Genomic DNA, 24338 nt, shown 5'->3' with positions numbered 1-24338 from the left:
GCAATCAATGAATCCGTTAAAAATAGTTAAACTCGTGGTGCTGCTTTGTTTGCCGATATTCAGTTGTGCAAGCTATGCGGTTACCTGTACAGCAAACAGCGTCTCCGTACACGTTGATCCCATTAAAATCAGCCACAGTACCACCGCTGGGGACACCGTTTGGGTGTCCAATCCACAAACCGTTAGCGTCACTTGCCGCGACACAGACTATATGCCCCACGGCGAAGCCGCCAGAATCTACATCGACCCTGATCATGAGTTTGCGCATTTTCTGCAGGGAACCAATATGAAACTGGTGGTGAGCATTGATGGTCGCCCCTACGATCAAAGCGCCCAGGCCGTCACCACCCAATATCAGGCAACGTTGCCCCGAGCAGGTTCAGACAACTACTGCAGGAGTAATAACCACAGCCATACCAGTGACTGCCAGGCGCGCCCACAAACATTTTCTTTCACCTTTAACCTCAGTCTGGTCGCTACCGGAAAACTCCCGGATCCTTTGCCTGCGCTGGCCGGTCGCACCATCAACAAAGTTTTCGTCGTCGACGGTATTGGCAGCATTAACGCCTGCGGTTCGCATTGCTCCACCAGCAATCCGGCAAAAAACTTTGGCCCCGCGCTTAATGGCCTGAATAACATCAGTTATATCAACTGCGAACCGATCGTCTCTATCAGCTCTGACAAAGGAACGGATACCGTCGAGTTTGGCAGGATCAGCATTACCGAAGCAAAAGTGGGAAAAGATAACAGCCACAGTAAACAGTTTGCCGTTATTGCCACAGAAGCCGCCGGGAAGCATGAATGTCGCGGCATCAACTACGCGGTAACCTTTACCGGCACCACAAGCAACAGCGGCGCAGTTTTTACCGGTCAGGGGACGCCAGATATCGGCGTTACGCTCCAGGATGCTGCACACCCCGGCTCCGGGGACATTATCAGCGGCAACCGTATCGATTTTGCCAGCAGCGCGTTTACCAACCAGAGCGACAGCCGACGCAAAGAGTTCATGGCAACCCTGTTCTGGCTGAAAAATCCTCCCCAACCCGGCACATTTAGTATCCCTGTCAATGCGACGGTGACCTTTAAATAACAGGCGCAGGACGATGCTGATCGTCCTGCGCGTCTCGCACCAGACATAAAAACCGCAGTCGTACGCTTAACCCGCCTAATGTTTCACTCCGTGATAGCTGAGGGTGCGTGCGGTGCAGACGAGCAATGTCGTTGACCAGCGCCAGGCCTATCCCGGCGCCAGGGACATTACCGACGTTATCAAGGCGATGAAACGGTAGCAGCGCCTGGTGCACCATCTGCTCATCGATACCCGGCCCACTATCTTCAACCACCAGCACCACCGCCTCTCCTTTTCGCAGCAGACGGGCGGTTACCACACCATGCGGCGGCGTGTATTTCAGTGCGTTATCCAGCAGATTCCCGCACAGTTCGCCAAGCAGGACTTCATCGCCCTCAATCCACACCGCATCCTGTTCCCCTTCATAGCCCAGATCGATCCTTTTACTGCGCGCCTGCGCCAGTCGCGTGAAACAACTGCTTTGCACCACCTCATACAAATTAACCGGCGAGAAGTGCCTTTCTCCTTGCTCTTTGCGCTTCACAGCCGACAGCTGTAACAGCCTTTCCGTCAGTTGAATGGTGTTGTCCAGCGTGGAGCTCATGGCTTGCAGACTCTCATACCATTGCTGCGGCTGCTGGCTGGCGAGGGCCACAGCCGCCTGAGTTTTTAGCACCGCCAGCGGCGTTTTAAGCTGATGAGAAGCATCCGCGCTGAAGCGCTCCTGGCGAGAGATCAGGCCGCGAAGTCGGTCCAGATAACGGTTGAATGCCACAATCAACAGACGGGTTTCCGACCACGGCAGCAGCTCCGGCAGCGGCGTCAGCAGCCCAGGCTCGCGACGCACCATCAGCGATGACAGCTGGCGCATCGGGCGTAACACCCGACGCAGCAGCCAGCCGACCAGCACCAGCGTGAGCAGCACCAGCAGCCCTTGCGAAACCCACGAGGAAAACAGCAGCTGTCGCGCCAGGTAACGTCGCGATTGCAGCGTTTCGGCGACATAAATCTCGGCCATGCCGATAATGCCGCCCTCGTTGACGGGCTGCAGCAGACGCGCCACGCGAATTGCCTCCCCGCGATATTCAGTGTGATAAAACCACGCCAGCGCCGGATAAAGCCGCGTACGCGATGTCGCAGGCGGCATCGCAGGTAAATCGTCATAACCTGAGATAACCTTCCCCGCCGGGTCGACCACCTTGTAATACAACCTGTCGTTCATATTCAGCTCAAAGCTGTCCAGCACCACCCACGGCACATTCACTTCCAGCTGTTTGTTGTGCACCACCAGTCGCTCGGAGACGGTTCTGGCAGACGAGAGCAGCGTCCGGTCATACGCCTGCGTCGCCGCCTGTAGCGCGCTGACATAGCTGTTAAATGCCGACAGCCCCCACAACAACATGAGCGGCAAACCCAGAAACATCAGCAGTTGCAGGTACAACGATTGGGGTTTAACCCACTTCATCGCTACGCTCCAGCACATAGCCCAGCCCGCGCAGCGTGGCGATGCGCACATCGCTTCCCTGTAGCTTTTTACGCAGACGATGGATGTACAATTCAATGCTTTCGGGGCTGACCTCATCGTTTAGACTGAAGACCTGTTCAAACAACTGCTGACGCGAAACCGGTCGCAATCGACGGTACATCAGCACCGTCAGCAATGCCTGTTCGCGCGGCGTGAGCGCCAGCGGCTGCCCCTGCAACAGAAAATAGCCCTCATCGTGAAACGCCAGTTCGCCCAGTTGCTGTATGCCCTGCACCTGCCCCGCGCTGCGGCGTAGCAAAGCCCTCAGCCGCGCATCCAGCTCCTCGATTTCAAACGGTTTTGCCAGATAATCATCGGCCCCGACGTTCAATCCTTTCACCCGATCGGCCACCGCGCTGCGCGCCGTCAGCAGCAGCACAGGAAGCGTCTGCCCGCGTTTGCGCAGGCGCTGAACGACGTCAAGACCATCCAGTCCCGGCATATTGATATCCAGCACCGCCAGCGCGTACGTTTCGCTATGTAAAAGATGGTCGGCCGCCAGGCCATCAAAAACGCAGTCGACGGCAAAACCGTTTTGCACCAGCGCTTTCTCCAGCCAGTGAGCTAACTCACGGTTATCTTCCGCTAATAAGAGACGCATATCACATCCTGTAAAGTTTCTGCCGCATTGAAAGGGAATTGAAAGGTTAATGTTTTAACAATCATGCAACCGAACTGCTACACATCGGCTCACATAATCACAAAAATCTTCTTCCGTACCCGAAAATCCGGTTTTCCGGCGTGAGGATAAACAATGAAAAAACAGTTACTTCGTACCCTTACTGCAAGCATTTTACTGATGAGTACCTCTGTTCTGGCGGAACAAGCGCCATCGCGCACAGAATGTATCGCCCCTGCTAAACCTGGCGGTGGTTTCGATCTCACCTGTAAGTTGATTCAAGTGAGCATGATGGAAACCGGCGCTATCGAAAAACCAATGCGCGTAACCTACATGCCCGGTGGCGTTGGCGCCGTGGCCTATAACGCGATCGTCGCGCAACGTCCGGCTGAAGCGGGTACCGTAGTGGCATTCTCCGGCGGCTCGCTGCTGAACCTGTCACAAGGGAAGTTTGGTCGCTACGGCGTTGATGATGTCCGCTGGCTGGCAAGCGTGGGCACTGACTACGGCATGATTGCCGTACGCCAGGACTCACCATGGAAAACGCTGAAAGATCTGCTGACGGCTATGGAGAAAGATCCTAACAGCGTGGTCATTGGCGCAGGCGCCTCTATCGGTAGTCAGGACTGGATGAAGTCGGCGCTGCTGGCGCAAAAAGCCAACGTCGATCCACACAAGATGCGCTATGTGGCCTTTGAGGGCGGCGGCGAACCGGTCACCGCGCTGATGGGGAATCACGTACAGGTGGTTTCCGGCGATCTCAGCGAGATGGTGCCTTATCTTAGCGGCGACAAAATCCGCGTGCTCGCCGTGTTCTCTGATCAACGTCTGCCAGGCCAGTTAGCTAACGTACCAACCGCCAAAGAGCAGGGTTATGACCTCGTGTGGCCCATCATTCGTGGCTTCTACGTTGGACCAAAAGTCAGCGACGCCGAGTATCAGTGGTGGGTTGATGCCTTTAACAAACTCCAGCAGACCGATGAGTTTAAAAAGCAGCGCGATCTGCGCGGCCTGTTTGAATTCAACATGAGCGGTAAGCAGCTCGACGAATACGTGAAAAAGCAGGTCACGGATTACCGTGAGCAGGCGAAAGCCTTCGGTCTGGCGAAATAAGCGCAGAGGCAAAGATGATGAGCGATCGTATTTTTGCAGGTATCTGGCTGTTGCTCTGCATAGCCGGGCTGTTCGTGGCCTGGCAAATCACCAGCGAATACAGCTATGAGCCGGTTGGGCCGCGTCCCTTTCCGCTTGGCATTATCAGCCTGATGCTGGTATGCGCCGTGGCGCTGCTGTTGCGCCATCCCGACACCATCAGTTGGCCCCGCCGTCACGTGCTGCAAAAGCTGCTGACGATGGTGATTGTTCTGTTGATGTACGCCTGGGGTTTCGAATGGCTCGGTTTTCCCATCTCCACCGCCATTCTCACCGTGGTGATTGGCATGCTGTTCGGCGCAACCATTCCGGCTGCGGGTATTTCCGGCGCGGTACTCGGCATTCTGCTGTGGTATGCCTTTGACCGACTGCTTGACGTCACATTACCACTCGGCGCCTGGCTGGGTTAACGGAGAAACGATGGATACCTGGATTTATCTTTCTCAGGGTTTCGCGGTGGCCATGACGCCGGAAAACCTGGTCATCGCCCTGATTGGCTGTTTTGTCGGTACCATTGTCGGGCTGTTGCCTGGTCTTGGACCCATTAACGGCGTGGCGATCCTGCTGCCTCTGGCTTTCGCTTTGCATCTGCCAGCAGAATCTGCGCTGATCCTGCTGGCTACGGTCTACATAGGTTGTGAATACGGCGGACGTATCTCCTCCATCCTGCTGAATGTTCCCGGCGATGCGGCGGCGATTATGACCGCGCTGGATGGCTACCCGATGGCGCAGCAAGGCCGCGGCGGCGTTGCGCTCTCTATCTCGGCGGTCAGCTCTTTCATTGGTTCGCTTATCGCTATCGGCGGCATCATTCTGTTTGCCCCGGCGTTAGCCCAATGGTCGCTGGCCTTCGGTCCGGCGGAATACTTTGCCTTAATGGTTTTCGCCATTGCCTGCCTCGGCAGCATGATGGCGCAAAACCCGCTGAAATCATTTCTGGCAGCGCTTATCGGTCTCGGCCTTGCGACCGTTGGCGTAGACGCCAATACCGGGGTTTATCGCTTTACCTTTGACAGCGTTCATCTCTCCGACGGTGTGCAGTTTATCGTGGTAGTGATTGGGCTGTTCTCAGTCTCTGAAATACTGTTAATGCTGGAACATACCAGCAGTGGCCAGACGCTGGTGCGTAAAACGGGCCGCATGTTATTTAACGCCAAAGAAGGTGCGCAGTGCGTTGGCGCAACCCTGCGTTCATCGGTGATTGGCTTTTTCGTCGGCGTCCTGCCCGGCGCGGGCGCAACCATTGCCAGCGCTATCACCTATATGACCGAGAAAAAGCTCAGCGGCAATAGCGACAGCTTCGGCAAAGGGGATATACGCGGCGTGGCGGCCCCCGAAGCCGCCAACAACGCCTCGGCCTGTGGCTCCTTTATCCCGATGCTGACGCTCGGCGTACCGGGTTCCGGCACCACGGCGGTGATGATGGGCGCGCTGACGCTGTACAATATCACCCCGGGTCCGGCCATGTTCACCGAACAGCCGGATATCGTTTGGGGGCTGATTGCGGCGCTGCTGATTGCTAACGTGATGCTGCTGGTGATGAACATCCCGTTGATCGGCCTGTTTACCCGTATGCTGACCATCCCCTTGTGGTTTTTGGTACCGGCTATCGCGGCAGTCTCCGCGGTGGGCGTGTATGCCGTCCACAGCACCACTTTCGATCTGGTGCTGATGGTTGCCCTCGGCGTGCTGGGCTACATATTGCGCAAAATGCACTTCCCGATGTCGCCGTTGATTTTAGGCTTCGTTCTCGGGGAAATGCTGGAGCAGAACCTGCGTCGGGCGCTGTCTATCAGTAACGGTAATATGGATATTCTGTGGGCCAGCGGCGTGGCGAAAGTGCTGCTGGTGATGGCGGTACTGGTTATCGTGGTCCCGCCGGTGCTACGCCTGATTCGTAAACGTAACAGCAAACCGCAGGTGGATATCAGCTAATAATATGCCGGATAGCGGCGCTGACGCGTCTTATCCGGCATTTTCATCTTAATTCCTGAACGGCACTGAGTACGTGCTCAACAAACCGCGTCAGCTTGGGCAGCGGACGCAAATCTTGTCGCCACAGTAGATGAATCGGCCGCGGCTGCGGCGTAAACTTTTCCAGTATCCGAATCAGTTTCCCGGTAGCCAGCTCTTGCGCCAGCAGCACCTCCGGTTGTAATAACAGTCCAGCCCCCGCTACCGCCGCCATACGCAGGCCATGACCATCGTTACAGCGCAGGATCGCATCACGCTTCCATCTGACTTCACCCGTCACGCCAGGCAGTATCCATTCGTTGCGAGCCGTCCACACGGTATGGGACAGGCACAGATGATCCACCAGATCCGCTGGCGTAAGGGGCGTGCCATGACGGGCAAGATAATCCTTTGATGCACAGATCGCCATACGGTAAGGGCACAGGTATTTCGCCACCACATCAGTCTGATGGATATCGCCAATACGGATCGCCAGGTCGACGCCTTCATTCACCAGATCAACCATCCGGTTGGTCAGATCCAGCTCAATGCGCACCTCTGGCCAGGCCTGTAAAAACGCAGCGGCCAGCGGCGAGATAACGCAAGCGCCAAAAGAAGTAGGCGCGCTAATGCGCAGCGTCCCCGCAGGGGCCAGCCGCAGACGCTCTACCGAACGCTCAGCTATCGACACCTGCTCCAGCACGCGGCGGGCTTCTTCAAAATAGACACGCCCGGCATCGGTCAGGCTCTGGCGGCGAGTATTGCGCTCCAGCAGACGCGTGCCAAGCTGTGCTTCCAGTTGGGTGATATATTTTCCCACCATCACCGCAGACATCTCGAGTCTAGTTGCCGCGGAGGTAAAGCTTCCGCTCTCCACCACGGCGATAAACGTTTCCATGCCGCGCAGCTTATCCATATTACAAACCTCTGGTTAGTAATCATCTAACTTATAGCCAGTTTATCCGATTTCATTTTCATTAAAGAATAGTGGCTCACACTATTCTGGAGGTGGTTATGAAAATCGTCATTATTGGTGCCAGCGGTACAGTGGGGCGCGCAGTCACAGAAACGTTAAGCCGTAAACATGAGGTGATCCGCATAGGTCGCACGCAGGGAGATTACCAGGTCGATATCACCTCGCAGGAGAGTGTCGAGGCATTGTTTGAAAAAGTCGGTCGGGTAGATGCGATCGTTTCCGCCACCGGCAACCTGTTCTTTGGCCCGCTGTCGACAATGACCGACGAGGACTTTAATCAGGGATTACAGGATAAGCTGTTAGGCCAGATACGTCTGGCATTAACCGGGCAACATTTCCTCAATGATGGCGGCTCGATTACGCTGATTAGCGGCATTATCGCCCATGAACCCATCGCACAAGGGGCGAATGCGGCAACGATCAATGCCGGGCTGGAAGGATTTGTGCGCGCTGCTGCCTGTGAGCTAGGTCGTGGTCAGCGCATTAACCTGATAAGCCCAACCGTACTCAGTGAATCCGCCGAAGCATACGATGGTTTCTTCCCAGGCTTTGAAAGCGTCCCCGCCGCTACCGTTGCCAACGCCTATCGCCGCAGCGTGGAAGGCATCCAAACCGGACGTATTTATAAAGTCGGTTACTGACTTTGCTGCTGCCGTTGAGTTACCCTCAGCGGCAGCATAATTAACTCTTTGTTTTAAAATAACATTACCTGTCCTCCCTTCTCCTCCCCGCACTTAACCTCACCTTTTATAATGTTAAATAATTGTTGTTTTTGATCACAAATAATAAACAAACAAGCTCATTCTGTGCGCGTTTTTCAAAAATGTAGATATTTTTAATTTATGGCTACGAAACGAGCTGCGCCATATCTCCCTGACAATCTACTGAGAGGAACGATTTGATGAACGCACTGACTGCCGTAAAACCGAACGCTGATGATCCAGCCCAGCACTACAGCGGTTTCACGTTGAAACCATCAGCCCAGTCCCCACGCCTGCTGGAGCTGACTTTTTCCGCTGAGACCACTGAGCAATTTCTGAAAGCCGTAGCGCAGTGGCCGGTGCAGGCACTGGAATACAAATCCTTCCTGCGCTTCAAAGTGGGCAAGATCCTCGACGACCTGTGCGGCAATCAGTTGCAGCCTTTGCTGCTGAAAACGTTGCTCGATCGTGCCGAAGGCGCACTGCTGATCAACGCCGTCGGCGTGGATGATGTGGCACAGGCTGAAGAGATGGTCAAGCTGGCGACGGCGGTAGCGCATCTTATCGGGCGCTCCAATTTTGATGCGATGAGCGGTCAATACTATGCCCGTTTTGTGGTGAAAAACGTTGATAACTCAGACAGCTATCTGCGCCAGCCGCACCGTGTAATGGAGCTGCATAACGACGGAACCTACCTCGAAGAAATCACCGACTATGTGCTGATGATGAAGATTGACGAGCAGAACATGACCGGCGGTAACTCGCTGCTGCTGCACCTCGACGACTGGGAACATCTGGATCAGTACTTTACCCACCCGCTGGCGCGTCGCGCCATGCGCTTTGCCGCACCGCCAAGCAAAAACGTCAGCCAGGAAGTGTTCCATCCGGTGTTTGACGTTGACCAGCAAGGCCGTCCGGTGATGCGCTACATCGACCAGTTCGTCCAGCCAAAAGATTATGAAGAAGGCGTCTGGCTGAGCGATTTGTCCGATGCGTTGGAAACCAGCAAGGCCATTATTTCCGTTCCGGTTTCAGTCGGTAAATTCCTGCTAATCAACAACCTGTTCTGGTTGCACGGTCGCGATCGCTTCACCTCGCATCCTGACCTGCGCCGCGAGCTGATGCGCCAGCGTGGTTATTTCGCTTACGCGACAAACCACTACCAGACTCATCAGTAAGCGCGAAGGAATAAAGCGGATGTATGATTTTGTGATTATTGGCGGCGGCATTATCGGCATGTCGACCGCCATGCAGCTGATTGATGTCTATCCGGACGCCAGAATCGCGCTGCTGGAAAAAGAGTCCGGCCCGGCCTGTCATCAGACGGGTCACAACAGCGGCGTAATTCATGCCGGGGTCTATTACACCCCCGGCAGCCTGAAGGCGCAGTTTTGCCTGGCCGGAAATCGCGCCACAAAAGCCTTTTGCGATCAAAACGGCATCCGCTACGACGTCTGCGGAAAAATGCTGGTTGCCACCTCCGAACTGGAAATGGAGCGCATGCGCGCGCTGTGGGATCGCACCGCCGCTAACGGCCTTGAGCGCGAATGGCTGAATGCGCAGGAGCTTCGCGAGCGTGAACCCAACATCACCGGGCTGGGCGGTATTTTTGTTCCGTCGAGCGGGATCGTCAGCTACCGCGAAGTCACCGCCGCGATGGCGAAGATATTTCAGGCCAAAGGCGGTGAGATTATCTACAACGCTGAGGTCAGCGCGCTAAAAGAGCACGCTGCGGGCGTTGTCGTACATACCCGTCAGGGTCAGGAATTTGAGGGAGCGACGCTGATTAGCTGCTCTGGCCTGATGGCGGACCGACTAGTGAAAATGCTCGGCGTTAAACCCGGCTTTATCATCTGTCCGTTCCGTGGCGAATATTTCCGTCTGGCGTCAGAACATAACCAGATAGTCAACCATCTGATCTACCCCATCCCCGACCCGGCGATGCCGTTTCTCGGCGTTCATCTGACCCGGATGATTGACGGCAGCGTCACCGTGGGCCCCAACGCGGTACTGGCATTTAAACGTGAAGGCTACCGTAAACGCGACTTCTCGCTCAGCGATACGCTGGAGATCCTCAGCTCTTCCGGCATTCGTCGCGTGCTGCAAAACAACCTGCGCTCAGGACTTGGCGAAATGAAGAATTCGCTGTGCAAAAGCGGTTATCTGCGGCTGGTACAAAAGTACTGCCCGAGTCTGACGCTCAAGGATCTGCAGCCCTGGCCTGCTGGCGTGCGGGCACAGGCTGTATCACCGGACGGCAAACTAATCGACGATTTCCTGTTTGTCACCACACCACGCTCAATTCACACCTGTAACGCGCCTTCTCCGGCAGCAACGTCGGCGATCCCTATCGGCGCGCATATTGTCAGCAAAGTTCATGCGCTGCTGGAGAACCAGAGTAATCCCGGACGCACGCTGCGTGCGGCACGTAGCGTGGAAACATTACACGCCGCATTCACCCGTTAAAACGATTAAGACAGGACGCAATTATGCAACTTAACGATCCAACCTTATTTCGCCAGCAAGCACTGATCGATGGCAACTGGCGTGACGCCAACAGCGGCGAGACCATCGCGGTGACCAACCCCGCCAACGGTCAGCAATTAGGTAGCGTACCGAAAATGGGGGCGGATGAAACCCGCGAAGCGATTAACGCCGCTAACCGCGCTCTGCCCGCCTGGCGTGCGCTGACCGCCAAAGAGCGGGCCAACATCCTGCGCCGCTGGTTCAACCTGATGATTGAGCATCAGGACGATCTCGCCCGTCTGATGACCCTGGAACAGGGTAAACCGCTGGCAGAAGCCAAAGGTGAAATCACCTATGCCGCTTCCTTTATTGAGTGGTTTGCCGAAGAGGGCAAACGTATCTATGGCGATACGATCCCCGGCCACCAGGCCGACAAACGCCTAATCGTCATCAAACAGCCGATCGGCGTTACCGCCGCGATTACGCCGTGGAACTTCCCCGCGGCGATGATTACCCGCAAAGCCGGTCCGGCGCTGGCGGCTGGTTGCACAATGGTGCTTAAACCGGCCAGCCAGACCCCCTACTCCGCACTGGCGCTGGCAGAGCTTGCCAATCGCGCCGGGATCCCGGCAGGCGTTTTCAGTGTGGTGACCGGTTCAGCGAGCGCGGTCGGCAACGAGCTGACCGGCAACCCGCTGGTACGCAAGCTGTCATTTACCGGCTCAACCGAAATTGGCCGTCAGTTAATGCAGCAGTGCGCCAAAGACATCAAAAAAGTGTCGCTGGAGCTGGGCGGCAATGCGCCGTTTATCGTCTTTGACGATGCCGATCTTGATAAAGCCGTGGAAGGCGCACTGGCATCGAAGTTCCGTAACGCAGGCCAAACCTGTGTCTGCGCCAACCGCCTGTACGTGCAGGACGGCGTGTATGACCGTTTTGCCGAAAAACTCCAGCAGGCAGTGAGCAAACTGCACCTCGGTGATGGTCTGCAACCTGACGTCACCACCGGGCCGCTGATCGACGAGAAAGCGGTAGCCAAAGTGCAGGAACACATCGCCGATGCTCTGGATAAAGGCGCGCGCATTATCGCGGGCGGCAAACCTCACGCACTCGGCGGCAACTTCTTCCAGCCCACCATTTTGGTGGATGTGCCTGACAACGCGAAGGTCGCCAAAGAAGAGACGTTCGGCCCGCTGGCTCCGCTGTTCCGGTTTAAGGACGAGGCTGACGTCATCGCTCAGGCCAATGACACCGAGTTTGGTCTGGCCGCCTATTTCTACGCCCGTGATTTGAGCCGCGTCTTTCGCGTTGGCGAAGCGCTGGAATACGGCATTGTCGGGATTAACACCGGCATTATCTCCAACGAAGTCGCCCCGTTTGGGGGAATTAAAGCCTCCGGTCTTGGCCGTGAAGGATCGAAATACGGCATCGAAGACTACTTAGAAATCAAATATATGTGCATCGGCCTTTAATAAAATAAATACTGGAGAACACCTGATGAGCACCAACAAAGAACTTATGCAACGTCGCAGCAACGCCGTTCCCCGTGGCGTAGGACAAATCCACCCTATTTTTGCCGAGCGTGCAGAAAACTGTCGAGTCTGGGACGTTGAAGGCCGTGAATTCCTCGATTTTGCTGGCGGTATTGCGGTGCTGAACACCGGCCACCTGCACCCGCAGATCGTCTCTGCGGTAGAAGCACAGTTGAAAAAGCTGTCCCATACCTGTTTCCAGGTGCTGGCCTATGAGCCGTACCTGGAGCTGTGCGAAATCATGAATAAGAAAGTGCCGGGCGATTTCGCCAAAAAAACCCTGCTGGTGACAACCGGCTCGGAAGCGGTGGAAAACGCGGTGAAAATCGCCCGCGCTGCCACCAAACGAACCGGCACTATCGCCTTCAGCGGCGCTTACCACGGTCGAACCCACTACACCCTGTCGCTGACCGGGAAAGTAAACCCGTACTCTGCAGGAATGGGACTGATGCCGGGCCACGTGTATCGTGCGCTTTATCCTTGCCCGCTGCACGGCATCAGTGAAGACGATGCTATCGCCAGCATTCACCGTATCTTCAAAAATGATGCCGCTCCGGAAGACGTTGCCGCCATCGTGATTGAGCCCGTCCAGGGCGAAGGTGGTTTTTACGCCGCCTCTCCTGCTTTTATGCAACGTCTGCGCGCCATTTGTGACGAGCACGGCATCATGCTGATTGCCGATGAAGTACAGAGCGGCGCGGGCCGTACCGGTACGCTGTTCGCTATGGAGCAGATGGGCGTTGCGCCCGATCTCACCACCTTTGCCAAATCTATTGCTGGTGGCTTCCCGCTGGCGGGAGTGACCGGGCGCGCCGAAGTCATGGACGCTATCCCACCGGGCGGTCTGGGCGGTACCTATGCCGGTAACCCGATTGCCTGTGCCGCCGCCCTGGCGGTACTGAATATTTTCGAACAGGAAAATCTGCTGCAAAAAGCCAACGAGCTGGGGCAAACCCTGCGCGAAGGCCTGCTGGCTATCGCGGAAAGCCACCGCGAGATTGGCGATGTACGCGGGCTGGGAGCGATGATCGCAATCGAACTGTTTGAAGACGGCGATCACACGAAACCAGACGCCAAACTGACCGCGGAAATCGTCGCGCGTGCGCGCGATAAAGGGCTGATCCTGCTCTCCTGCGGACCTTACTACAACGTACTGCGCATTCTTGTCCCACTGACCATTGAAGATGCCCAAATCCGCCAGGGGCTGGACATTATCGCTCAGTGTTTTGCCGAAGCGAAGCAGGGTTAACACCGCATTCGACCAATAAAAAACGCAATCCTCAGGCCGGATAAGGCGGAGCCGCCATCCGGCAGACAGGGTCAATAACAATAAATACGCGTGCCCCGGCGCGGGAATGCCGGGGTGCTCTCCCAAGTGAAATACTTTCGAGAGGTTTAAAAGATGGGGCAAGTGTCACAATCACATGATTTAGGGGGCGGGCTGAAATCACGCCACGTCACCATGCTGTCTATTGCCGGGGTTATCGGCGCAAGTTTGTTTGTGGGTTCAAGCGTGGCGATTGCAGAAGCCGGTCCCGCAGTATTACTGGCCTATCTGTTCGCCGGATTGCTGGTGGTGATGATTATGCGCATGCTGGCCGAAATGGCCGTTGCCACCCCGGATACCGGTTCCTTTTCCACCTACGCCGATAAGGCCATCGGGCCGTGGGCGGGTTATACCATCGGCTGGCTGTACTGGTGGTTCTGGGTGTTGGTTATCCCGCTGGAAGCGAATATCGCCGCCATCATTCTGCACTCCTGGGTTCCAGGCATTCCTATCTGGCTGTTTTCTCTGGTTATCACGTTGGCATTAACCGGCAGTAATTTGCTGAGCGTCAAAAATTACGGTGAGTTCGAGTTCTGGCTGGCGCTGTGCAAAGTGATTGCCATTCTGGCGTTTATCACTCTCGGCGCGGTGGCGATTAGCGGTTTCTATCCCTATGCCGAGGTCAGCGGAGTTTCGCGTCTGTGGGATCAGGGCGGCTTCATGCCCAACGGCTTTGGCGCGGTGATCAGCGCGATGCTAATCACCATGTTCTCCTTTATGGGCGCAGAGATTGTTACCATCGCCGCCGCCGAGTCCGATACCCCGGATAAGCACATCGTCCGCGCCACCAACTCGGTTATCTGGCGTATCTCCATCTTCTATCTGTGCTCTATTTTCGTGGTCGTCGCGCTGATTCCGTGGAACATGCCGGGACTGAAAGAGGTGGGCTCTTATCGCTCGGTGCTGGAGTTACTGCATATCCCACACGCGAAGCTGATCATGGACTGTGTCATATTGCTGTCGGTAACCAGTTGTCTGAACTCCGCGCTGTATACGTCCTCGCGTATGCTTTACTCCCTGAGCCGTCGTGGCGATGCTCCCGCCTTTATGGGTAAAACGAACCGGAGTAAAACGCCTTATGTGGCGGTGTTGCTGTCTACGGGTGCCGCGTTCCTCACCGTGGTGGTCAACTATTACGCCCCGGCCAAGGTGTTCAAATTCCTGATCGACAGCTCCGGCGCCATCGCCCTGCTGGTTTATCTGGTGATTGCAATTTCCCAACTGCGGATGCGCAAAATCCTGCTGGCGCGAGGCGGTGAAATTAAACTGAAAATGTGGCTCTATCCGTGGCTTACCTGGCTGGTAATCGCCTTTATTATCTTTGTGCTGGTGGTGATGCTCTTTCGCCCGGCTCAACAGCTGGAAGTTATCTCTACCGGGTTGTTAGCCATAGGAATTATTTGCACCGTGCCTATTATGTCACGCTGGAAAAAACTGCTATCGTGGCAAAAAGCACCGTTGCAAAATACGCATTAAACCTTTTCCCGGCGCAGGCCGGGAAAACCGTTCAGGAGTAAGACCATGACCGCCATTCCCCAACCGACGGCCATTGATGGATACCGCTGGCTGAAAAACGACATCATCCGCGGTGTGTATCAGCCTGATGAAAAACTGCGTATGAGCCTGCTGACCTCACGCTATGAGCTTGGCGTGGGACCGCTACGCGAAGCGCTTTCGCAGTTGGTTGCCGAGCGGCTGGTCACGGTGGTCAATCAGAAAGGGTATCGTGTCGCCCCAATGTCCGAACAGGAGTTGCTCGATATTTTCGATGCCCGCGCAAATATGGAAGCCATGCTGGTCGCGCTGGCCATTGAACGCGGCGGCGACGCCTGGGAAGCTGAAATCCTGGCGCGGGCGCATATGCTCGGCAAGCTTGAAGCCGTTGACGCTAGTGAACAGATGCTCGACGAGTGGGATCAGCGCCATCAGGCTTTTCACTCGGCAATTGTCGCTGGCTGCGGTTCACAGTATCTGCTGCAAATGCGCGAACGGCTATTCGATTTGGCGGCGCGCTACCGGTTTATCTGGCTGCGAAAAACGGTGCTGTCGGTGGAGATGTTGGAAGATAAACACGATCAGCACCAAACGCTGACCGAAGCAATTCTGGCACGCGATGCTGCACGTGCCAGCGAATTAATGCGCCAGCACCTGCTGACGCCCATTCCGATTATTCAACAAGCGATGTCCGGCAAATTGCTGACGCAATAAGCCTGAACTTTCTTATTGTTCTGGAATACGCAAAACCTGCCCTGGATAAATTTTATCCGGGCTTTTCAGCATCGGTTTATTCGCTTCAAATATCTGGTTATACAGGTTGGCGTTACCGTATACCTGTTTGGCAATAGCGCTCAGGGTATCTCCTGATTTTACGGTATAAAACTGGCTTTCACTCGCCGGCGCAGAAGTTTTTACCTGATCGTCGACGCTGGCAATACCAGAGATATTACCAATCGCAATCAGGATTTTTTCTTTCGCTTCCTGACTTAATCCATCGCCAGAAACGGTGGCTTTACCTTCGTTAATTTGGACGTTCACTTTATCCGCATCCGGGATGCCCGTTTTATTCAGGTGTTCCTGTACCTTTTTTGCCAGATCGGCAGTGTCATGGTTGCCAGTAACCGCATCCCACAGTTTTTCACCCGCATCTTTTACAAAATTAAAGAGTCCCATATCCACCTCGGTAGTTAACAATCAACACCAGGAAGTGTAGCAGAGGAGAAAGGAGCGCAAAGAAAACGGCGCCAGAGCGCCGTAGTAGAAAGGTAATTAGTTACGCGTTTGTATCCAGAAGGCGTGGATCAGACCCGGGATGTAGCCCAGCAGCGTCAGAACAATATTGAGGATAAATGCCCAGCCGAACCCCTTCCCCAGCAGCACGCCAAGCGGGGGCAGAATAATAGTAAAAACGATTCTCCAGAAACCCATACACACTCCATACAAGCAAAAAGTTACTCATTGTTTAAAAAGAGATTTTATCTCTAAGCATAGTCAGTGTACCTAACTCTGCCAGCCTTCCCCTGCTGTTTTACCCTCCTTTACGCTCTTTACGCTGGCGTACGTTGACCGTTTATTTTAGAATAAGCTTAATTTAGAATATGCTTAAATACATATGACTGAACTTGAACAACTCCAGGCCAGCGCTGAGCAGGCTGCCGCCCTGCTAAAAGCGATGAGTAACCCGAAAAGGTTGCTGATTTTGTGCATGCTCTGCGGCTCACCCGGTACCAGCGCGGGCGAATTAGCCCGTGTTACCGGCCTGAGTCCTTCCGCCACTTCGCAGCATCTGGCGCGTATGCGTGAAGAGGGCCTGATAGACAGCCAACGCGATGCCCAGCGCATCCTGTACTCCATCAAAAATGCGGCCGTGAATTCACTGATCGCCACATTAAAAACACTGTATTGCCCATAAGGAGCCATCATGACCATTGGGACGATTTCCCCGCGCGAGGCGCAGACGCTGGTCGCACAAGGCGCAAAACTGATTGATATCCGCGATGCTGACGAGTATCTGTACGAGCATATTCCGGAGGCGCATCTGGCGCCATTACCTACGCTAGAGCAGGGATCGCTGCCTGCGAATTTACGCGCCGGGCAGGTGATTTTTCACTGCCAGTCAGGCAAACGTACACAAAACGCGGCGACAAAACTAAACGCTATTGCCGCGCCTGCGCAGGTCTGGTTGTTGGAAGGTGGCATTGACGGCTGGAAAGCCGCAGGTTTTCCGGTGGCAAAAGATCGTTCACAACCGTTACCGCTGATGCGCCAGGTGCAGATAGCCGCAGGCAGCCTTGCCTTACTCGGCGTCATTCTGGGCTACACCGTTAGCAGCGCCTTCTTCCTGCTGAGCGGTTTTGTGGGCGCCGGGCTAATACTCGCTGGCGTGACCGGCTTTTGCGGCATGGCGCGATTGCTGGATATCATGCCCTGGAACCGACGTACTCATTAAGCGGTAATCATTGAAACTGCACTGTACCCGCTGATTGACGTGATCTATGGTGAGTTCTGCGATAAATAAAGGAGAGCAATATGTTTAAACCTGGCGATCTGGTTCAACCACGCATGGGTGGACCTAAACTGAAAGTTGTCGAAGTCAATGGCGATCACATTGTGGCGGTACACGCCAGTAATGAAAGCGGCGAAAAATTCACGCTAAAAGCAGTTGACGTGACGCGATATACCGAAGAGGGTGATTTTGGCGTTTGCTGAAAATAAGCGGTGAGGTCGCCCTCACCGCATTAATAATCAGATCAAAAAGTCATCAAGAGATTTACCGGCAGCCAGTGCCTGGGCAATTGGCTTCGGTGTGCGACCTTGTCCGGTCCATGTTTTTGTTTCACCATTGAGATCGGTAAAACGATATTTCGCCGGGCGCGGCTGACGTTTTTTAACTGAACGTGCCGTCGCAGGCGTCATGCTCAGCAGCTCTTCCGGATTGATCCCGTCTGCCTGCATCAGCGCCAGCAAAGTATTAATTTTTTCCTGCTGTTCTGCACGTTGGCGCTGTAGTTGTTCTTCTTCATCGCGGCGTTCTTTGGTCACTACCCTGAATTTTTCAAGCATATCTTCCAGCACATCAACGGAAAATTCACGAGCCATTGCACGCAGCGAGCGGATATTATTTAAGTTTTTTAACATTGAACTCATATTAACAAAACCTCTTTAACGTAAAACATAAAAACGGTATTACCCTAAATATTGTATGCAACTGCTTATTATATTTCCAGTCTAATTTATTCGCATATTACTAATCAAAAAAGCTAATTCGTGTATTTATTGCATCCATTTTGATATCGCCTATGCGATATATTCTATTCCTCTGCTAGTCGCTATAAATATACCTGCAAGGAGTCTCAGGGTATCAGTCGAGAAACAGGCCACAACATCGCGCGGAGCCGGTGCGTATACATATTGCACATTAGTCAACATTGAGAAAAGGAGCGCAAAAAATTCAGAAAAACAAGTTTCCATAACCCATTGATCTAAAATGCCTTTAATTAAATCAGCAACGAAAATACCAAAACGAACAAAAAACAAACCATTGCAGAGCATTTTATCGACAAAAAGGTAATAAATAAAAATTTTAAGCTAGTTGCTAGTTATTATCCAGGCAGATATCCTATTCAAACGCGAAAGCAGCAAGACAAATCACTAGCAAGAAGGTATTCAAAACCTTTTTTTCCCTTTTTACAAGGAGCATTAACATGTTCTCTCCGCAGTCACGCTTGCGTCATGCAGTAGCAGACACGTTCGCGATGGTTGTTTATTGTTCTGTCGTGAACATGTTGATCGAAATATTCCTTTCAGGAATGAGCTTCGAACAGTCTCTGTACTCCAGACTGGTGGCTATCCCCGTCAACATCCTGATCGCGTGGCCATACGGCATGTATCGCGATTTGTTTATGCGCGCGGCGCGTAAAGCCACGCAAGCAGGATGGGGGAAAAACCTGGCGGACGTGCTGGCTTATGTCACCTTCCAGTCACCAGTGTATGTGATTATTCTATTGACGGTTGGCGCAGACTGGCACCAGATTACGGCTGCAGTAAGTTCGAACATCGTGGTATCAATGCTGATGGGCGCGGTCTATGGCTACTTTCTTGATTATTGCCGCCGCCTGTTTAAGGTCAGCAGCTATCACCAGGCTAAAGCCTGACAGATCTCTTCGCGACTGGCCCTGCCAGTCGCATTATTAGTTTGAACTAACGTCGCCAAACAACCCACTCAGATAACGCTCAAGCGCAATTCGCGAACTGAAGCCGTGCGGAATACCATAATGTTCGTGAGTCTCTCCGGCTAAATATAGCGGGAATTGCTGGTAGTGATCGCAGGTTTTAATATCCGTCGCAGGTTCCGCCAGCGAAGAGCTGCGCTCTTTTAGCGTGGGATGGATAACTAATGCGGTACGTCCCATACGTGCTTCACGGTTAACGTACACATAATTTTCGCCACGACGATAGCCGTACGTTTTTTGCGTCACTACATCGACGGTAAAGCCCACTTTTTCAAGTACGCGCGCCACCTCATCAGGTCGTAAATACATATATTTTCCTCGTTATCTTTTTTACTGCGGGCTTACCTTACCTGATTCAGCATTAGCAACGCTTTCAGAAAAGTCCATAAACGAGTGGCGATGGTGGGAGGAATATCTTAAGAACCGCGCAGAATTATGTCAGCGACATCCGCAGTTGATACGCCGCCTGCTGCGCCATTTCCACCGAGATGATGTTGGTAAACGACAGCAATATTCCCCCCTTTCCTGCTGAAGTTATTCGCCAGCGGCTTAACGCCTGAACCGCCAGCCCGGCCTGATTCGCTTTGCGCACTAGCGCAACATCATCTCCGTCGACAGTTATCACCAGCTGAATCCCTCCTTCCTGAGGAATGACGTTAAATCCTTGTTCGCTCAGCGCGTTTTCCATCCATTGACGTCGCAGGGCATAATTCTGGCGCATACGTTTTAAGTGCCGCCAGAAGTGGCCATCTTGCATAAAATCCGCCAGCGTTTGCTGCCATAAAACCGGAACGCTACAGGCCGTTAGCGCCGCCTGCTGACGAAAATGTTCGACCTGAGTCAGGGGTACCACCAGCCATGCCGTGCGCAAAGCCGGAAACATCGATTTGCTGAACGTTCCGGCATAAATCACCCGCTGGGGCGCATCCAGACTTTTTAGCGGCGGCAACGGTTTGCCGTGGTAGCGAAATTCACTGTCGTAATCATCTTCAATGATCCACGCCTGCGCCCGAGTCGCCCATTCAAGCAGTTGGTGGCGACGGTCTAATGACAGGGCGACGCCCAGCGGACTTTGGTGTGCGGGTGTGAGCAGCACAAAACGCGCCTGCGGGTAGTCACGGATCCCAGCGCAGACATCCAGGCCATCGGCATCAACTGCCACCGGCATCAGCTCAATGCGCTCCTGAGCCACCACGGGGTGAATCAACGGAAAGCCAGGATCTTCGACCCACATCCCCTCACCAGGTTGAGACAGAGCGCGCAGGATTAACGTCATTGATGCCGCGTAGCCTGAAGTAATAAAAATCTGCTCCGGCTGGCACTCAATACTGCGTGAGACGCGCAGGTAATCGACAATCGCCTGACGTAAAACCCGTTCGCCGCAAACATCGCCCACGGCCAGGTCAAAACGCGTTTGGGTGCGTAAACGCCGCCCCATCACCCGCGCCCAGACGTCCCGCGGGAAGAGATCGAGTGCGGGTAATCCCATCTGAAAAGGCTGCGGCCTGGGGTTTTCTCCGGCGAAGATGGCGGGAGACACAGGTGCGTTTTCCGGTCGCAGTTGCTCACTGACAAATGTTCCTGCCTGCCCGCGCCGCGTGAGCCAGCCCTGCGCCACCAGATCTGCATAGGCATTTTCCACCGTCGAACGTGATACCCCCAGCTCCTGGGCCCAGGTCCGACTGGAGGGCAATCTTGTGCCTGGCTTTAGTTCACCTTTCTCAATGGCGTTTTTTAACTGACGGGCGATTTGCTGATAGCGTGGCATTTATGGTCTGCTTTTTTGGCAACAATATGGCTCTCTGTAGCAGTCCATTATAGTGCTACATTGCGGGTCATCCAAACGAGGAGAAATACCATGACAATGTTACGCCAGCCCTATTATGAACTCAGTCCTGAAATCTATAACGCTTTGGTTCAGGCCAGCAAAGCGCTGGAAAACTGCGCGCTGGAACCTACGCTGACGGAACTGATTTACCTGCGAGTCTCGCAAATCAACGGCTGCGCCTTTTGCCTGGAAATGCACAGTAAGGCGCTGCGCAAATCCGGTGTTGCGCAGGCCAAACTGGACGCGCTGGCAGGCTGGCGGGTGAGTCATCACTTCAGCGAGCAGGAGCGTGCGGCACTGGCGTGGGCCGAATCCGTCACCCATATAGCCAGCACCCATGCCGAAGATGACGTTTATCTGCCGCTGCTCGACCATTTTAGCGCGAAAGAGATTAGCGATCTGACGTTTGCTATTAGCCTGATGAACTGCTTTAACCGTCTGGCGGTAGGGATGCGCATGTGATTCTGCGCTGCCGGATGGCGACATAAACGCCATCCGGCAACCTGCCATAGTTTCTATCACTTCCTCCGTCACGCTCATCACCCAGGCCCTCATCAATCTAAAATTACCATATCTTGTATGGTTGAATCTTTTTAAAACTACATCTAGTATCTCCTCTATCAAGACACACACAACCTGACGCCCTCTATCGCGTCATTCTTTTACTTTTAGATGGAAATACGAATCATGCGCATTGTTATTTACACTCGTAACAACTGTGTTCAGTGCCACGCCACAAAGCGGGCGATGGAAAGCCGCGGGTTTGACTTTGAGATGGTAAACGTCGATTTACACCCCGATATGGCTGATCGCCTGCGCGATCAAGGCTTTCGTCAGTTACCGGTCGTGGTCGCAGGGGAAACCAGTTGGTCAGGATTTCGCCCGGACATGATCAACCGTCTGCGCCCGGCTCCTCAAGTGGCCAGCGCATGAGTCAGCTCGTCTACTTTTCCAGCAGCTCCGAAAATACGCACCGCTTCATGCAGCGTCTGGGGCTGCCTGCCATCCGCATTCCGCTTAACGAACGCGAGCGGATCCGGGTAGACGAACCTTACATTTTAATCGTGCCCTCCTACGGTGGCGGCGGTACAGCTGGCGCGGTCCCGAGACAGGTGATCCGCTTTTTAAACGATACGCACAACCGGGCGTTAATCCGTGGAGTGATCGCCTCCGGCAATCGCAATTTCGGGGATGCCTACGGTCGCGCGGGTGATGTCATCTCACAAAAATGCGGCGTGCCGTGGCTCTATCGCTTTGAGCTGATGGGCACCCAAAGCGATATCGACAACGTGCAAAAAGGAGTGAGCGAATTTTGGCAACGACAACCGCAGAACGTGTAGAACAGCAGACGCTGGATTATCACGCCCTGAACGCCATGCTGAATCTGTACGATAAGGCCGGGCGCATTCAGTTCGACAAAGACCATCAGGCGGTGGAAGCATTCTTTACCGCCCACGTCCGCCCCAACTCGGTGGCGTTTGCCAGCCAGCAGGCGCGTCTGGACACGTTGGTGGATGAAGGCTATTACGATGCCAGCGTGTTAGCCCGCTATGATCGCGCGTTTGTGCTGAAGCTATTCGCCCACGCCCACGCCAGCGGATTCCGTTTCCAGACGTTCCTCGGCGCATGGAAGTTCTACACCAGCTATACGCTGAAAACGTTCGACGGGAAGCGCTATCTCGAAGACTTTGAGGATCGCGTAACGATGGTGGCGCTCACGCTGGCGCAGGGCGATGAAGCGCTCGCTCTGCAACTGACCGATGAAATGCTCTCCGGGCGTTTTCAACCCGCCACGCCAACCTTTTTAAACTGCGGTAAACAGCAACGCGGCGAGCTGGTTTCCTGCTTCCTGTTACGCATTGAAGACAACATGGAGTCAATTGGACGGGCGGTCAACTCGGCGCTGCAACTCTCCAAACGCGGCGGCGGTGTGGCATTTTTGCTCTCTAACCTGCGTGAGGCGGGTGCGCCCATTAAGCGCATTGAGAACCAGTCCTCAGGGGTGATCCCGGTAATGAAAATGCTGGAGGATGCGTTTTCTTATGCGAATCAATTAGGGGCGCGTCAGGGTGCGGGCGCGGTGTATCTGCACGCGCATCATCCGGATATTTTGCGTTTTCTCGATACCAAACGTGAAAACGCCGACGAGAAAATCCGTATCAAAACGCTCTCGCTTGGTGTGGTGATCCCGGATGTCACCTTCCAGTTAGCCAAAGAAAATGCCCAAATGGCGCTGTTTTCACCGTATGACGTGGAACGCATTTACGGCAAACCATTCGGTGATATCGCCGTAACTGAACGGTATGACGAACTGGTTGCCGACAAACGAGTGCGCAAAAAATACATTAACGCCCGCGATTTCTTCCAGCGGCTGGCCGAGATCCAGTTCGAGTCCGGCTACCCTTACATCATGTTTGAAGACACGGTGAATCGCGCTAATCCAATTGCCGGTCGTATCAATATGAGCAACCTGTGCTCAGAGATTTTGCAGGTTAACAGCGCTTCCACCTACGATGAAAACCTCAATTACGCACAAACAGGGCACGATATCTCCTGCAACCTCGGCTCGTTGAATATCGCTCATACCATGGATTCGCCAGACTTTGGGCGGACCGTGGAAACGGCGGTTCGCGGTTTAACGGCCGTTTCGGACATGAGCCATATCCGCAGCGTACCCTCAATTGAGGCCGGGAACAGCGCATCGCACGCTATCGGTCTTGGGCAGATGAACCTGCACGGGTATCTGGCACGGGAAGGTATCGCCTACGGCTCACCTGAAGGGCTGGATTTCACCAATCTCTATTTCTACACCATCACCTGGCATGCGCTGAATACGTCGATGAAGCTCGCCCGGGAACGCGGCAAAACCTTTGCCGGATTCAGGCAGTCCCGCTACGCCAGCGGTGAGTATTTTAACCAGTATCTGCAGGGCGACTGGCAGCCAAAAACCGCCAAGGTTCGCACACTGTTTGCCGCCAGCGGCATTACGCTGCCAACGCGTGAAATGTGGTCGCAGTTGCGTGAAGATGTCATGCGCTACGGCATTTATAACCAGAATTTACAAGCGGTTCCGCCAACGGGTTCTATCTCCTACATCAACCATGCGACATCAAGCATTCACCCGATCGTGTCAAAAGTGGAGATTCGCAAAGAGGGCAAAACCGGGCGCGTTTACTACCCTGCCCCGTTTATGACCAATGAGAATCTGGCCTTGTATCAGGATGCCTACGAGATTGGTCCACAAAAAATCATTGATACCTACGCTGAAGCAACGCGGCATGTCGATCAGGGGCTTTCACTGACGCTCTTTTTCCCCGATACCGCCACCACTCGCGATATCAACAAAGCGCAAATTTACGCCTGGCGTAAAGGCATCAAATCGCTGTATTACATCCGACTACGCCAGTTGGCGCTGGAAGGAACCGAAATCGAAGGTTGCGTGTCATGCGCGCTGTAAGGAG

General features: G+C 54.1%; 27 protein-coding genes. 19 read left to right on the top strand and 8 right to left on the bottom strand.

Translation table 11 applies throughout. From position 1 onward, the window contains the following. Positions 1 to 7: 7 nt before the first annotated feature. A complete protein-coding gene (locus tag HV237_RS06065) occupies positions 8 to 1090 on the top strand; it encodes a fimbrial protein (RefSeq protein WP_047358826.1) in 1083 nt (360 codons plus the stop codon). Here HV237_RS06065 and HV237_RS06060 read toward each other — a convergent pair. Beyond that, entirely contained in the window at positions 1083 to 2534 is a 1452-nt protein-coding gene (locus HV237_RS06060) for a sensor histidine kinase (protein WP_047358825.1), read from the bottom strand. The two genes, HV237_RS06065 and HV237_RS06060, sit on opposite strands and share 8 nt — an antisense overlap. Beyond that, positions 2521 to 3195 (bottom strand): transcriptional regulator TctD, encoded by a 675-nt coding sequence (tctD, locus tag HV237_RS06055; protein ID WP_016157281.1) that lies wholly within the window; start codon positions 3193 to 3195, stop codon positions 2521 to 2523. The genes HV237_RS06060 and tctD overlap by 14 nt, the downstream gene beginning before the upstream one ends. 153 nt (positions 3196 to 3348) lie before the next feature. Between tctD and HV237_RS06050 the strand changes: the two genes are divergently transcribed. Genes HV237_RS06050 through HV237_RS06040 form a run of 3 tightly spaced genes read left to right on the top strand, consistent with a single transcriptional unit; the run spans position 3349 to position 6300 of the window. Next, a complete protein-coding gene (locus HV237_RS06050; RefSeq protein WP_016154127.1) occupies positions 3349 to 4326 on the top strand; it encodes a tripartite tricarboxylate transporter substrate binding protein in 978 nt (325 codons plus the stop codon). A 14-nt stretch (positions 4327 to 4340) separates the two neighbouring features. Further along, the gene (locus tag HV237_RS06045; protein ID WP_016154128.1) at positions 4341 to 4775 is read left to right on the top strand and encodes a tripartite tricarboxylate transporter TctB family protein; all 435 of its coding nucleotides are present in this window, start codon (positions 4341 to 4343) and stop codon (positions 4773 to 4775) included. 10 nt (positions 4776 to 4785) lie between these two features. Next, positions 4786 to 6300 (top strand): tripartite tricarboxylate transporter permease, encoded by a 1515-nt coding sequence (locus tag HV237_RS06040; protein WP_016154129.1) that lies wholly within the window; start codon positions 4786 to 4788, stop codon positions 6298 to 6300. 43 nt (positions 6301 to 6343) lie between these two features. Here HV237_RS06040 and HV237_RS06035 read toward each other — a convergent pair whose 3' ends face one another. Next, a complete protein-coding gene (locus HV237_RS06035; protein ID WP_016157283.1) occupies positions 6344 to 7234 on the bottom strand; it encodes a LysR family transcriptional regulator in 891 nt (296 codons plus the stop codon). Between the two features lie 98 nt (positions 7235 to 7332). Here HV237_RS06035 and HV237_RS06030 point away from each other — a divergent pair, with 98 nt between their 5' ends. The 7 genes from HV237_RS06030 to csiR all read left to right on the top strand — a co-directional run bounded on the left by HV237_RS06030 (position 7333) and on the right by csiR (position 15528). Next, positions 7333 to 7935, top strand: a complete 603-nt coding sequence (locus HV237_RS06030; RefSeq protein ID WP_047358824.1) for a short chain dehydrogenase — start codon at positions 7333 to 7335, stop codon at positions 7933 to 7935. Positions 7936 to 8195: 260 nt separating this feature from the next. Beyond that, on the top strand, positions 8196 to 9173 hold the full coding sequence (gene glaH, locus HV237_RS06025) for a glutarate dioxygenase GlaH (RefSeq protein ID WP_016154132.1): 978 nt from the start codon (positions 8196 to 8198) through the stop codon (positions 9171 to 9173). Positions 9174 to 9192: 19 nt separating this feature from the next. Beyond that, positions 9193 to 10461: an L-2-hydroxyglutarate oxidase gene (gene lhgO, locus HV237_RS06020; protein ID WP_047358823.1), complete on the top strand. Its 1269-nt coding sequence runs from the start codon at positions 9193 to 9195 to the stop codon at positions 10459 to 10461. Between the two features lie 23 nt (positions 10462 to 10484). Continuing rightward, positions 10485 to 11933: an NADP-dependent succinate-semialdehyde dehydrogenase gene (gabD, locus tag HV237_RS06015; RefSeq protein ID WP_016154134.1), complete on the top strand. Its 1449-nt coding sequence runs from the start codon at positions 10485 to 10487 to the stop codon at positions 11931 to 11933. 25 nt (positions 11934 to 11958) lie between these two features. Continuing rightward, positions 11959 to 13242, top strand: a complete 1284-nt coding sequence (gene gabT, locus HV237_RS06010) for a 4-aminobutyrate--2-oxoglutarate transaminase (RefSeq protein WP_047358822.1) — start codon at positions 11959 to 11961, stop codon at positions 13240 to 13242. Positions 13243 to 13395: 153 nt separating this feature from the next. Next, positions 13396 to 14796: a GABA permease gene (gene gabP, locus HV237_RS06005; RefSeq protein WP_016154136.1), complete on the top strand. Its 1401-nt coding sequence runs from the start codon at positions 13396 to 13398 to the stop codon at positions 14794 to 14796. Between the two features lie 45 nt (positions 14797 to 14841). Further along, the gene (csiR, locus tag HV237_RS06000; protein WP_047358821.1) at positions 14842 to 15528 is read left to right on the top strand and encodes a DNA-binding transcriptional regulator CsiR; all 687 of its coding nucleotides are present in this window, start codon (positions 14842 to 14844) and stop codon (positions 15526 to 15528) included. Between the two features lie 12 nt (positions 15529 to 15540). On the opposite strand, the gene lysM is transcribed toward csiR, so the two are convergent. Together lysM and HV237_RS05990 are read right to left on the bottom strand one after the other, a co-directional pair. Further along, positions 15541 to 15990: a peptidoglycan-binding protein LysM gene (lysM, locus tag HV237_RS05995; protein ID WP_016154138.1), complete on the bottom strand. Its 450-nt coding sequence runs from the start codon at positions 15988 to 15990 to the stop codon at positions 15541 to 15543. 96 nt (positions 15991 to 16086) lie between these two features. Further along, positions 16087 to 16245, bottom strand: a complete 159-nt coding sequence (locus HV237_RS05990; protein WP_003037242.1) for a YqaE/Pmp3 family membrane protein — start codon at positions 16243 to 16245, stop codon at positions 16087 to 16089. Between the two features lie 184 nt (positions 16246 to 16429). Between HV237_RS05990 and HV237_RS05985 the strand changes: the two genes are divergently transcribed. The 3 genes from HV237_RS05985 (at position 16430) to HV237_RS05975 (ending at position 17526) form a co-directional block, all read left to right on the top strand. Next, positions 16430 to 16729: a metalloregulator ArsR/SmtB family transcription factor gene (locus tag HV237_RS05985; RefSeq protein ID WP_016154139.1), complete on the top strand. Its 300-nt coding sequence runs from the start codon at positions 16430 to 16432 to the stop codon at positions 16727 to 16729. 9 nt (positions 16730 to 16738) lie between these two features. Next, positions 16739 to 17266, top strand: coding sequence for a rhodanese family protein (locus HV237_RS05980; RefSeq protein ID WP_016154140.1), 528 nt, complete (start codon positions 16739 to 16741; stop codon positions 17264 to 17266). A gap of 80 nt (positions 17267 to 17346) precedes the next feature. Then, positions 17347 to 17526, top strand: coding sequence for a hypothetical protein (locus tag HV237_RS05975; RefSeq protein ID WP_047358820.1), 180 nt, complete (start codon positions 17347 to 17349; stop codon positions 17524 to 17526). Positions 17527 to 17562: 36 nt separating this feature from the next. On the opposite strand, the gene stpA is transcribed toward HV237_RS05975, so the two are convergent. After that, complete coding sequence (stpA, locus tag HV237_RS05970; RefSeq protein ID WP_019077523.1) at positions 17563 to 17964, bottom strand: DNA-binding protein StpA; 402 nt, start codon at positions 17962 to 17964, stop codon at positions 17563 to 17565. Positions 17965 to 18521: 557 nt separating this feature from the next. Between stpA and alaE the strand changes: the two genes are divergently transcribed. Beyond that, positions 18522 to 18971: an L-alanine exporter AlaE gene (gene alaE / locus HV237_RS05965; RefSeq protein ID WP_016154144.1), complete on the top strand. Its 450-nt coding sequence runs from the start codon at positions 18522 to 18524 to the stop codon at positions 18969 to 18971. A gap of 36 nt (positions 18972 to 19007) precedes the next feature. Here alaE and HV237_RS05960 read toward each other — a convergent pair whose 3' ends face one another. Next, positions 19008 to 19358, bottom strand: coding sequence for a DUF2002 family protein (locus tag HV237_RS05960; protein ID WP_016154145.1), 351 nt, complete (start codon positions 19356 to 19358; stop codon positions 19008 to 19010). Between the two features lie 124 nt (positions 19359 to 19482). Then, entirely contained in the window at positions 19483 to 20817 is a 1335-nt protein-coding gene (locus HV237_RS05955; protein WP_047358819.1) for a PLP-dependent aminotransferase family protein, read from the bottom strand. Between the two features lie 90 nt (positions 20818 to 20907). On the opposite strand from HV237_RS05955, the gene HV237_RS05950 reads away from it, so the two are divergent. The 4 genes from HV237_RS05950 (at position 20908) to nrdE (ending at position 24334) form a co-directional block, all read left to right on the top strand. Continuing rightward, positions 20908 to 21339 carry a carboxymuconolactone decarboxylase family protein gene (locus HV237_RS05950; protein WP_016154147.1) on the top strand — a complete coding sequence of 144 codons (432 nt, stop codon included), beginning with the start codon at positions 20908 to 20910 and terminating at the stop codon, positions 21337 to 21339. 225 nt (positions 21340 to 21564) lie between these two features. Continuing rightward, positions 21565 to 21810 carry a glutaredoxin-like protein NrdH gene (nrdH, locus tag HV237_RS05945; protein ID WP_016157297.1) on the top strand — a complete coding sequence of 82 codons (246 nt, stop codon included), beginning with the start codon at positions 21565 to 21567 and terminating at the stop codon, positions 21808 to 21810. Beyond that, positions 21807 to 22217, top strand: a complete 411-nt coding sequence (gene nrdI / locus HV237_RS05940; protein ID WP_016157298.1) for a class Ib ribonucleoside-diphosphate reductase assembly flavoprotein NrdI — start codon at positions 21807 to 21809, stop codon at positions 22215 to 22217. Before nrdH ends, nrdI begins: the two co-directional genes overlap by 4 nt. Further along, complete coding sequence (gene nrdE / locus HV237_RS05935; RefSeq protein WP_047358818.1) at positions 22190 to 24334, top strand: class 1b ribonucleoside-diphosphate reductase subunit alpha; 2145 nt, start codon at positions 22190 to 22192, stop codon at positions 24332 to 24334. Before nrdI ends, nrdE begins: the two co-directional genes overlap by 28 nt. Positions 24335 to 24338 lie beyond the last annotated feature (4 nt).

This window comes from Citrobacter sp. RHBSTW-00570 (assembly GCF_013739755.1).
GTDB classification, from domain to species: domain Bacteria; phylum Pseudomonadota; class Gammaproteobacteria; order Enterobacterales; family Enterobacteriaceae; genus Citrobacter; species Citrobacter braakii.
This window is presented reverse-complemented; position numbering and strand designations above follow the sequence as displayed.

Bases quoted from the DNA above. Each gene is read 5' to 3' on its own strand.
- HV237_RS05980 (WP_016154140.1), top strand. From the start codon at position 16,739: ATGACCATTGGGACGATTTCCCCGCGCGAGGCGCAGACGCTGGTCGCA.
- alaE (WP_016154144.1), top strand. From the start codon at position 18,522: ATGTTCTCTCCGCAGTCACGCTTGCGTCATGCAGTAGCAGACACGTTC.
- HV237_RS06035 (WP_016157283.1), bottom strand. From the start codon at position 7,234: ATGGATAAGCTGCGCGGCATGGAAACGTTTATCGCCGTGGTGGAGAGC.
- HV237_RS06060 (WP_047358825.1), bottom strand. From the start codon at position 2,534: ATGAAGTGGGTTAAACCCCAATCGTTGTACCTGCAACTGCTGATGTTT.
- gabP (WP_016154136.1), top strand. From the start codon at position 13,396: ATGGGGCAAGTGTCACAATCACATGATTTAGGGGGCGGGCTGAAATCA.
- nrdH (WP_016157297.1), top strand. From the start codon at position 21,565: ATGCGCATTGTTATTTACACTCGTAACAACTGTGTTCAGTGCCACGCC.
- lysM (WP_016154138.1), bottom strand. From the start codon at position 15,990: ATGGGACTCTTTAATTTTGTAAAAGATGCGGGTGAAAAACTGTGGGAT.
- HV237_RS05975 (WP_047358820.1), top strand. From the start codon at position 17,347: ATGTTTAAACCTGGCGATCTGGTTCAACCACGCATGGGTGGACCTAAA.
- gabD (WP_016154134.1), top strand. From the start codon at position 10,485: ATGCAACTTAACGATCCAACCTTATTTCGCCAGCAAGCACTGATCGAT.
- HV237_RS06065 (WP_047358826.1), top strand. From the start codon at position 8: ATGAATCCGTTAAAAATAGTTAAACTCGTGGTGCTGCTTTGTTTGCCG.
- gabT (WP_047358822.1), top strand. From the start codon at position 11,959: ATGAGCACCAACAAAGAACTTATGCAACGTCGCAGCAACGCCGTTCCC.
- HV237_RS05990 (WP_003037242.1), bottom strand. From the start codon at position 16,245: ATGGGTTTCTGGAGAATCGTTTTTACTATTATTCTGCCCCCGCTTGGC.
- HV237_RS06030 (WP_047358824.1), top strand. From the start codon at position 7,333: ATGAAAATCGTCATTATTGGTGCCAGCGGTACAGTGGGGCGCGCAGTC.
- tctD (WP_016157281.1), bottom strand. From the start codon at position 3,195: ATGCGTCTCTTATTAGCGGAAGATAACCGTGAGTTAGCTCACTGGCTG.
- stpA (WP_019077523.1), bottom strand. From the start codon at position 17,964: ATGAGTTCAATGTTAAAAAACTTAAATAATATCCGCTCGCTGCGTGCA.
- HV237_RS05955 (WP_047358819.1), bottom strand. From the start codon at position 20,817: ATGCCACGCTATCAGCAAATCGCCCGTCAGTTAAAAAACGCCATTGAG.
- lhgO (WP_047358823.1), top strand. From the start codon at position 9,193: ATGTATGATTTTGTGATTATTGGCGGCGGCATTATCGGCATGTCGACC.
- nrdI (WP_016157298.1), top strand. From the start codon at position 21,807: ATGAGTCAGCTCGTCTACTTTTCCAGCAGCTCCGAAAATACGCACCGC.
- glaH (WP_016154132.1), top strand. From the start codon at position 8,196: ATGAACGCACTGACTGCCGTAAAACCGAACGCTGATGATCCAGCCCAG.
- HV237_RS05960 (WP_016154145.1), bottom strand. From the start codon at position 19,358: ATGTATTTACGACCTGATGAGGTGGCGCGCGTACTTGAAAAAGTGGGC.
- csiR (WP_047358821.1), top strand. From the start codon at position 14,842: ATGACCGCCATTCCCCAACCGACGGCCATTGATGGATACCGCTGGCTG.
- HV237_RS05950 (WP_016154147.1), top strand. From the start codon at position 20,908: ATGACAATGTTACGCCAGCCCTATTATGAACTCAGTCCTGAAATCTAT.
- HV237_RS05985 (WP_016154139.1), top strand. From the start codon at position 16,430: ATGACTGAACTTGAACAACTCCAGGCCAGCGCTGAGCAGGCTGCCGCC.
- HV237_RS06050 (WP_016154127.1), top strand. From the start codon at position 3,349: ATGAAAAAACAGTTACTTCGTACCCTTACTGCAAGCATTTTACTGATG.
- HV237_RS06045 (WP_016154128.1), top strand. From the start codon at position 4,341: ATGATGAGCGATCGTATTTTTGCAGGTATCTGGCTGTTGCTCTGCATA.
- HV237_RS06040 (WP_016154129.1), top strand. From the start codon at position 4,786: ATGGATACCTGGATTTATCTTTCTCAGGGTTTCGCGGTGGCCATGACG.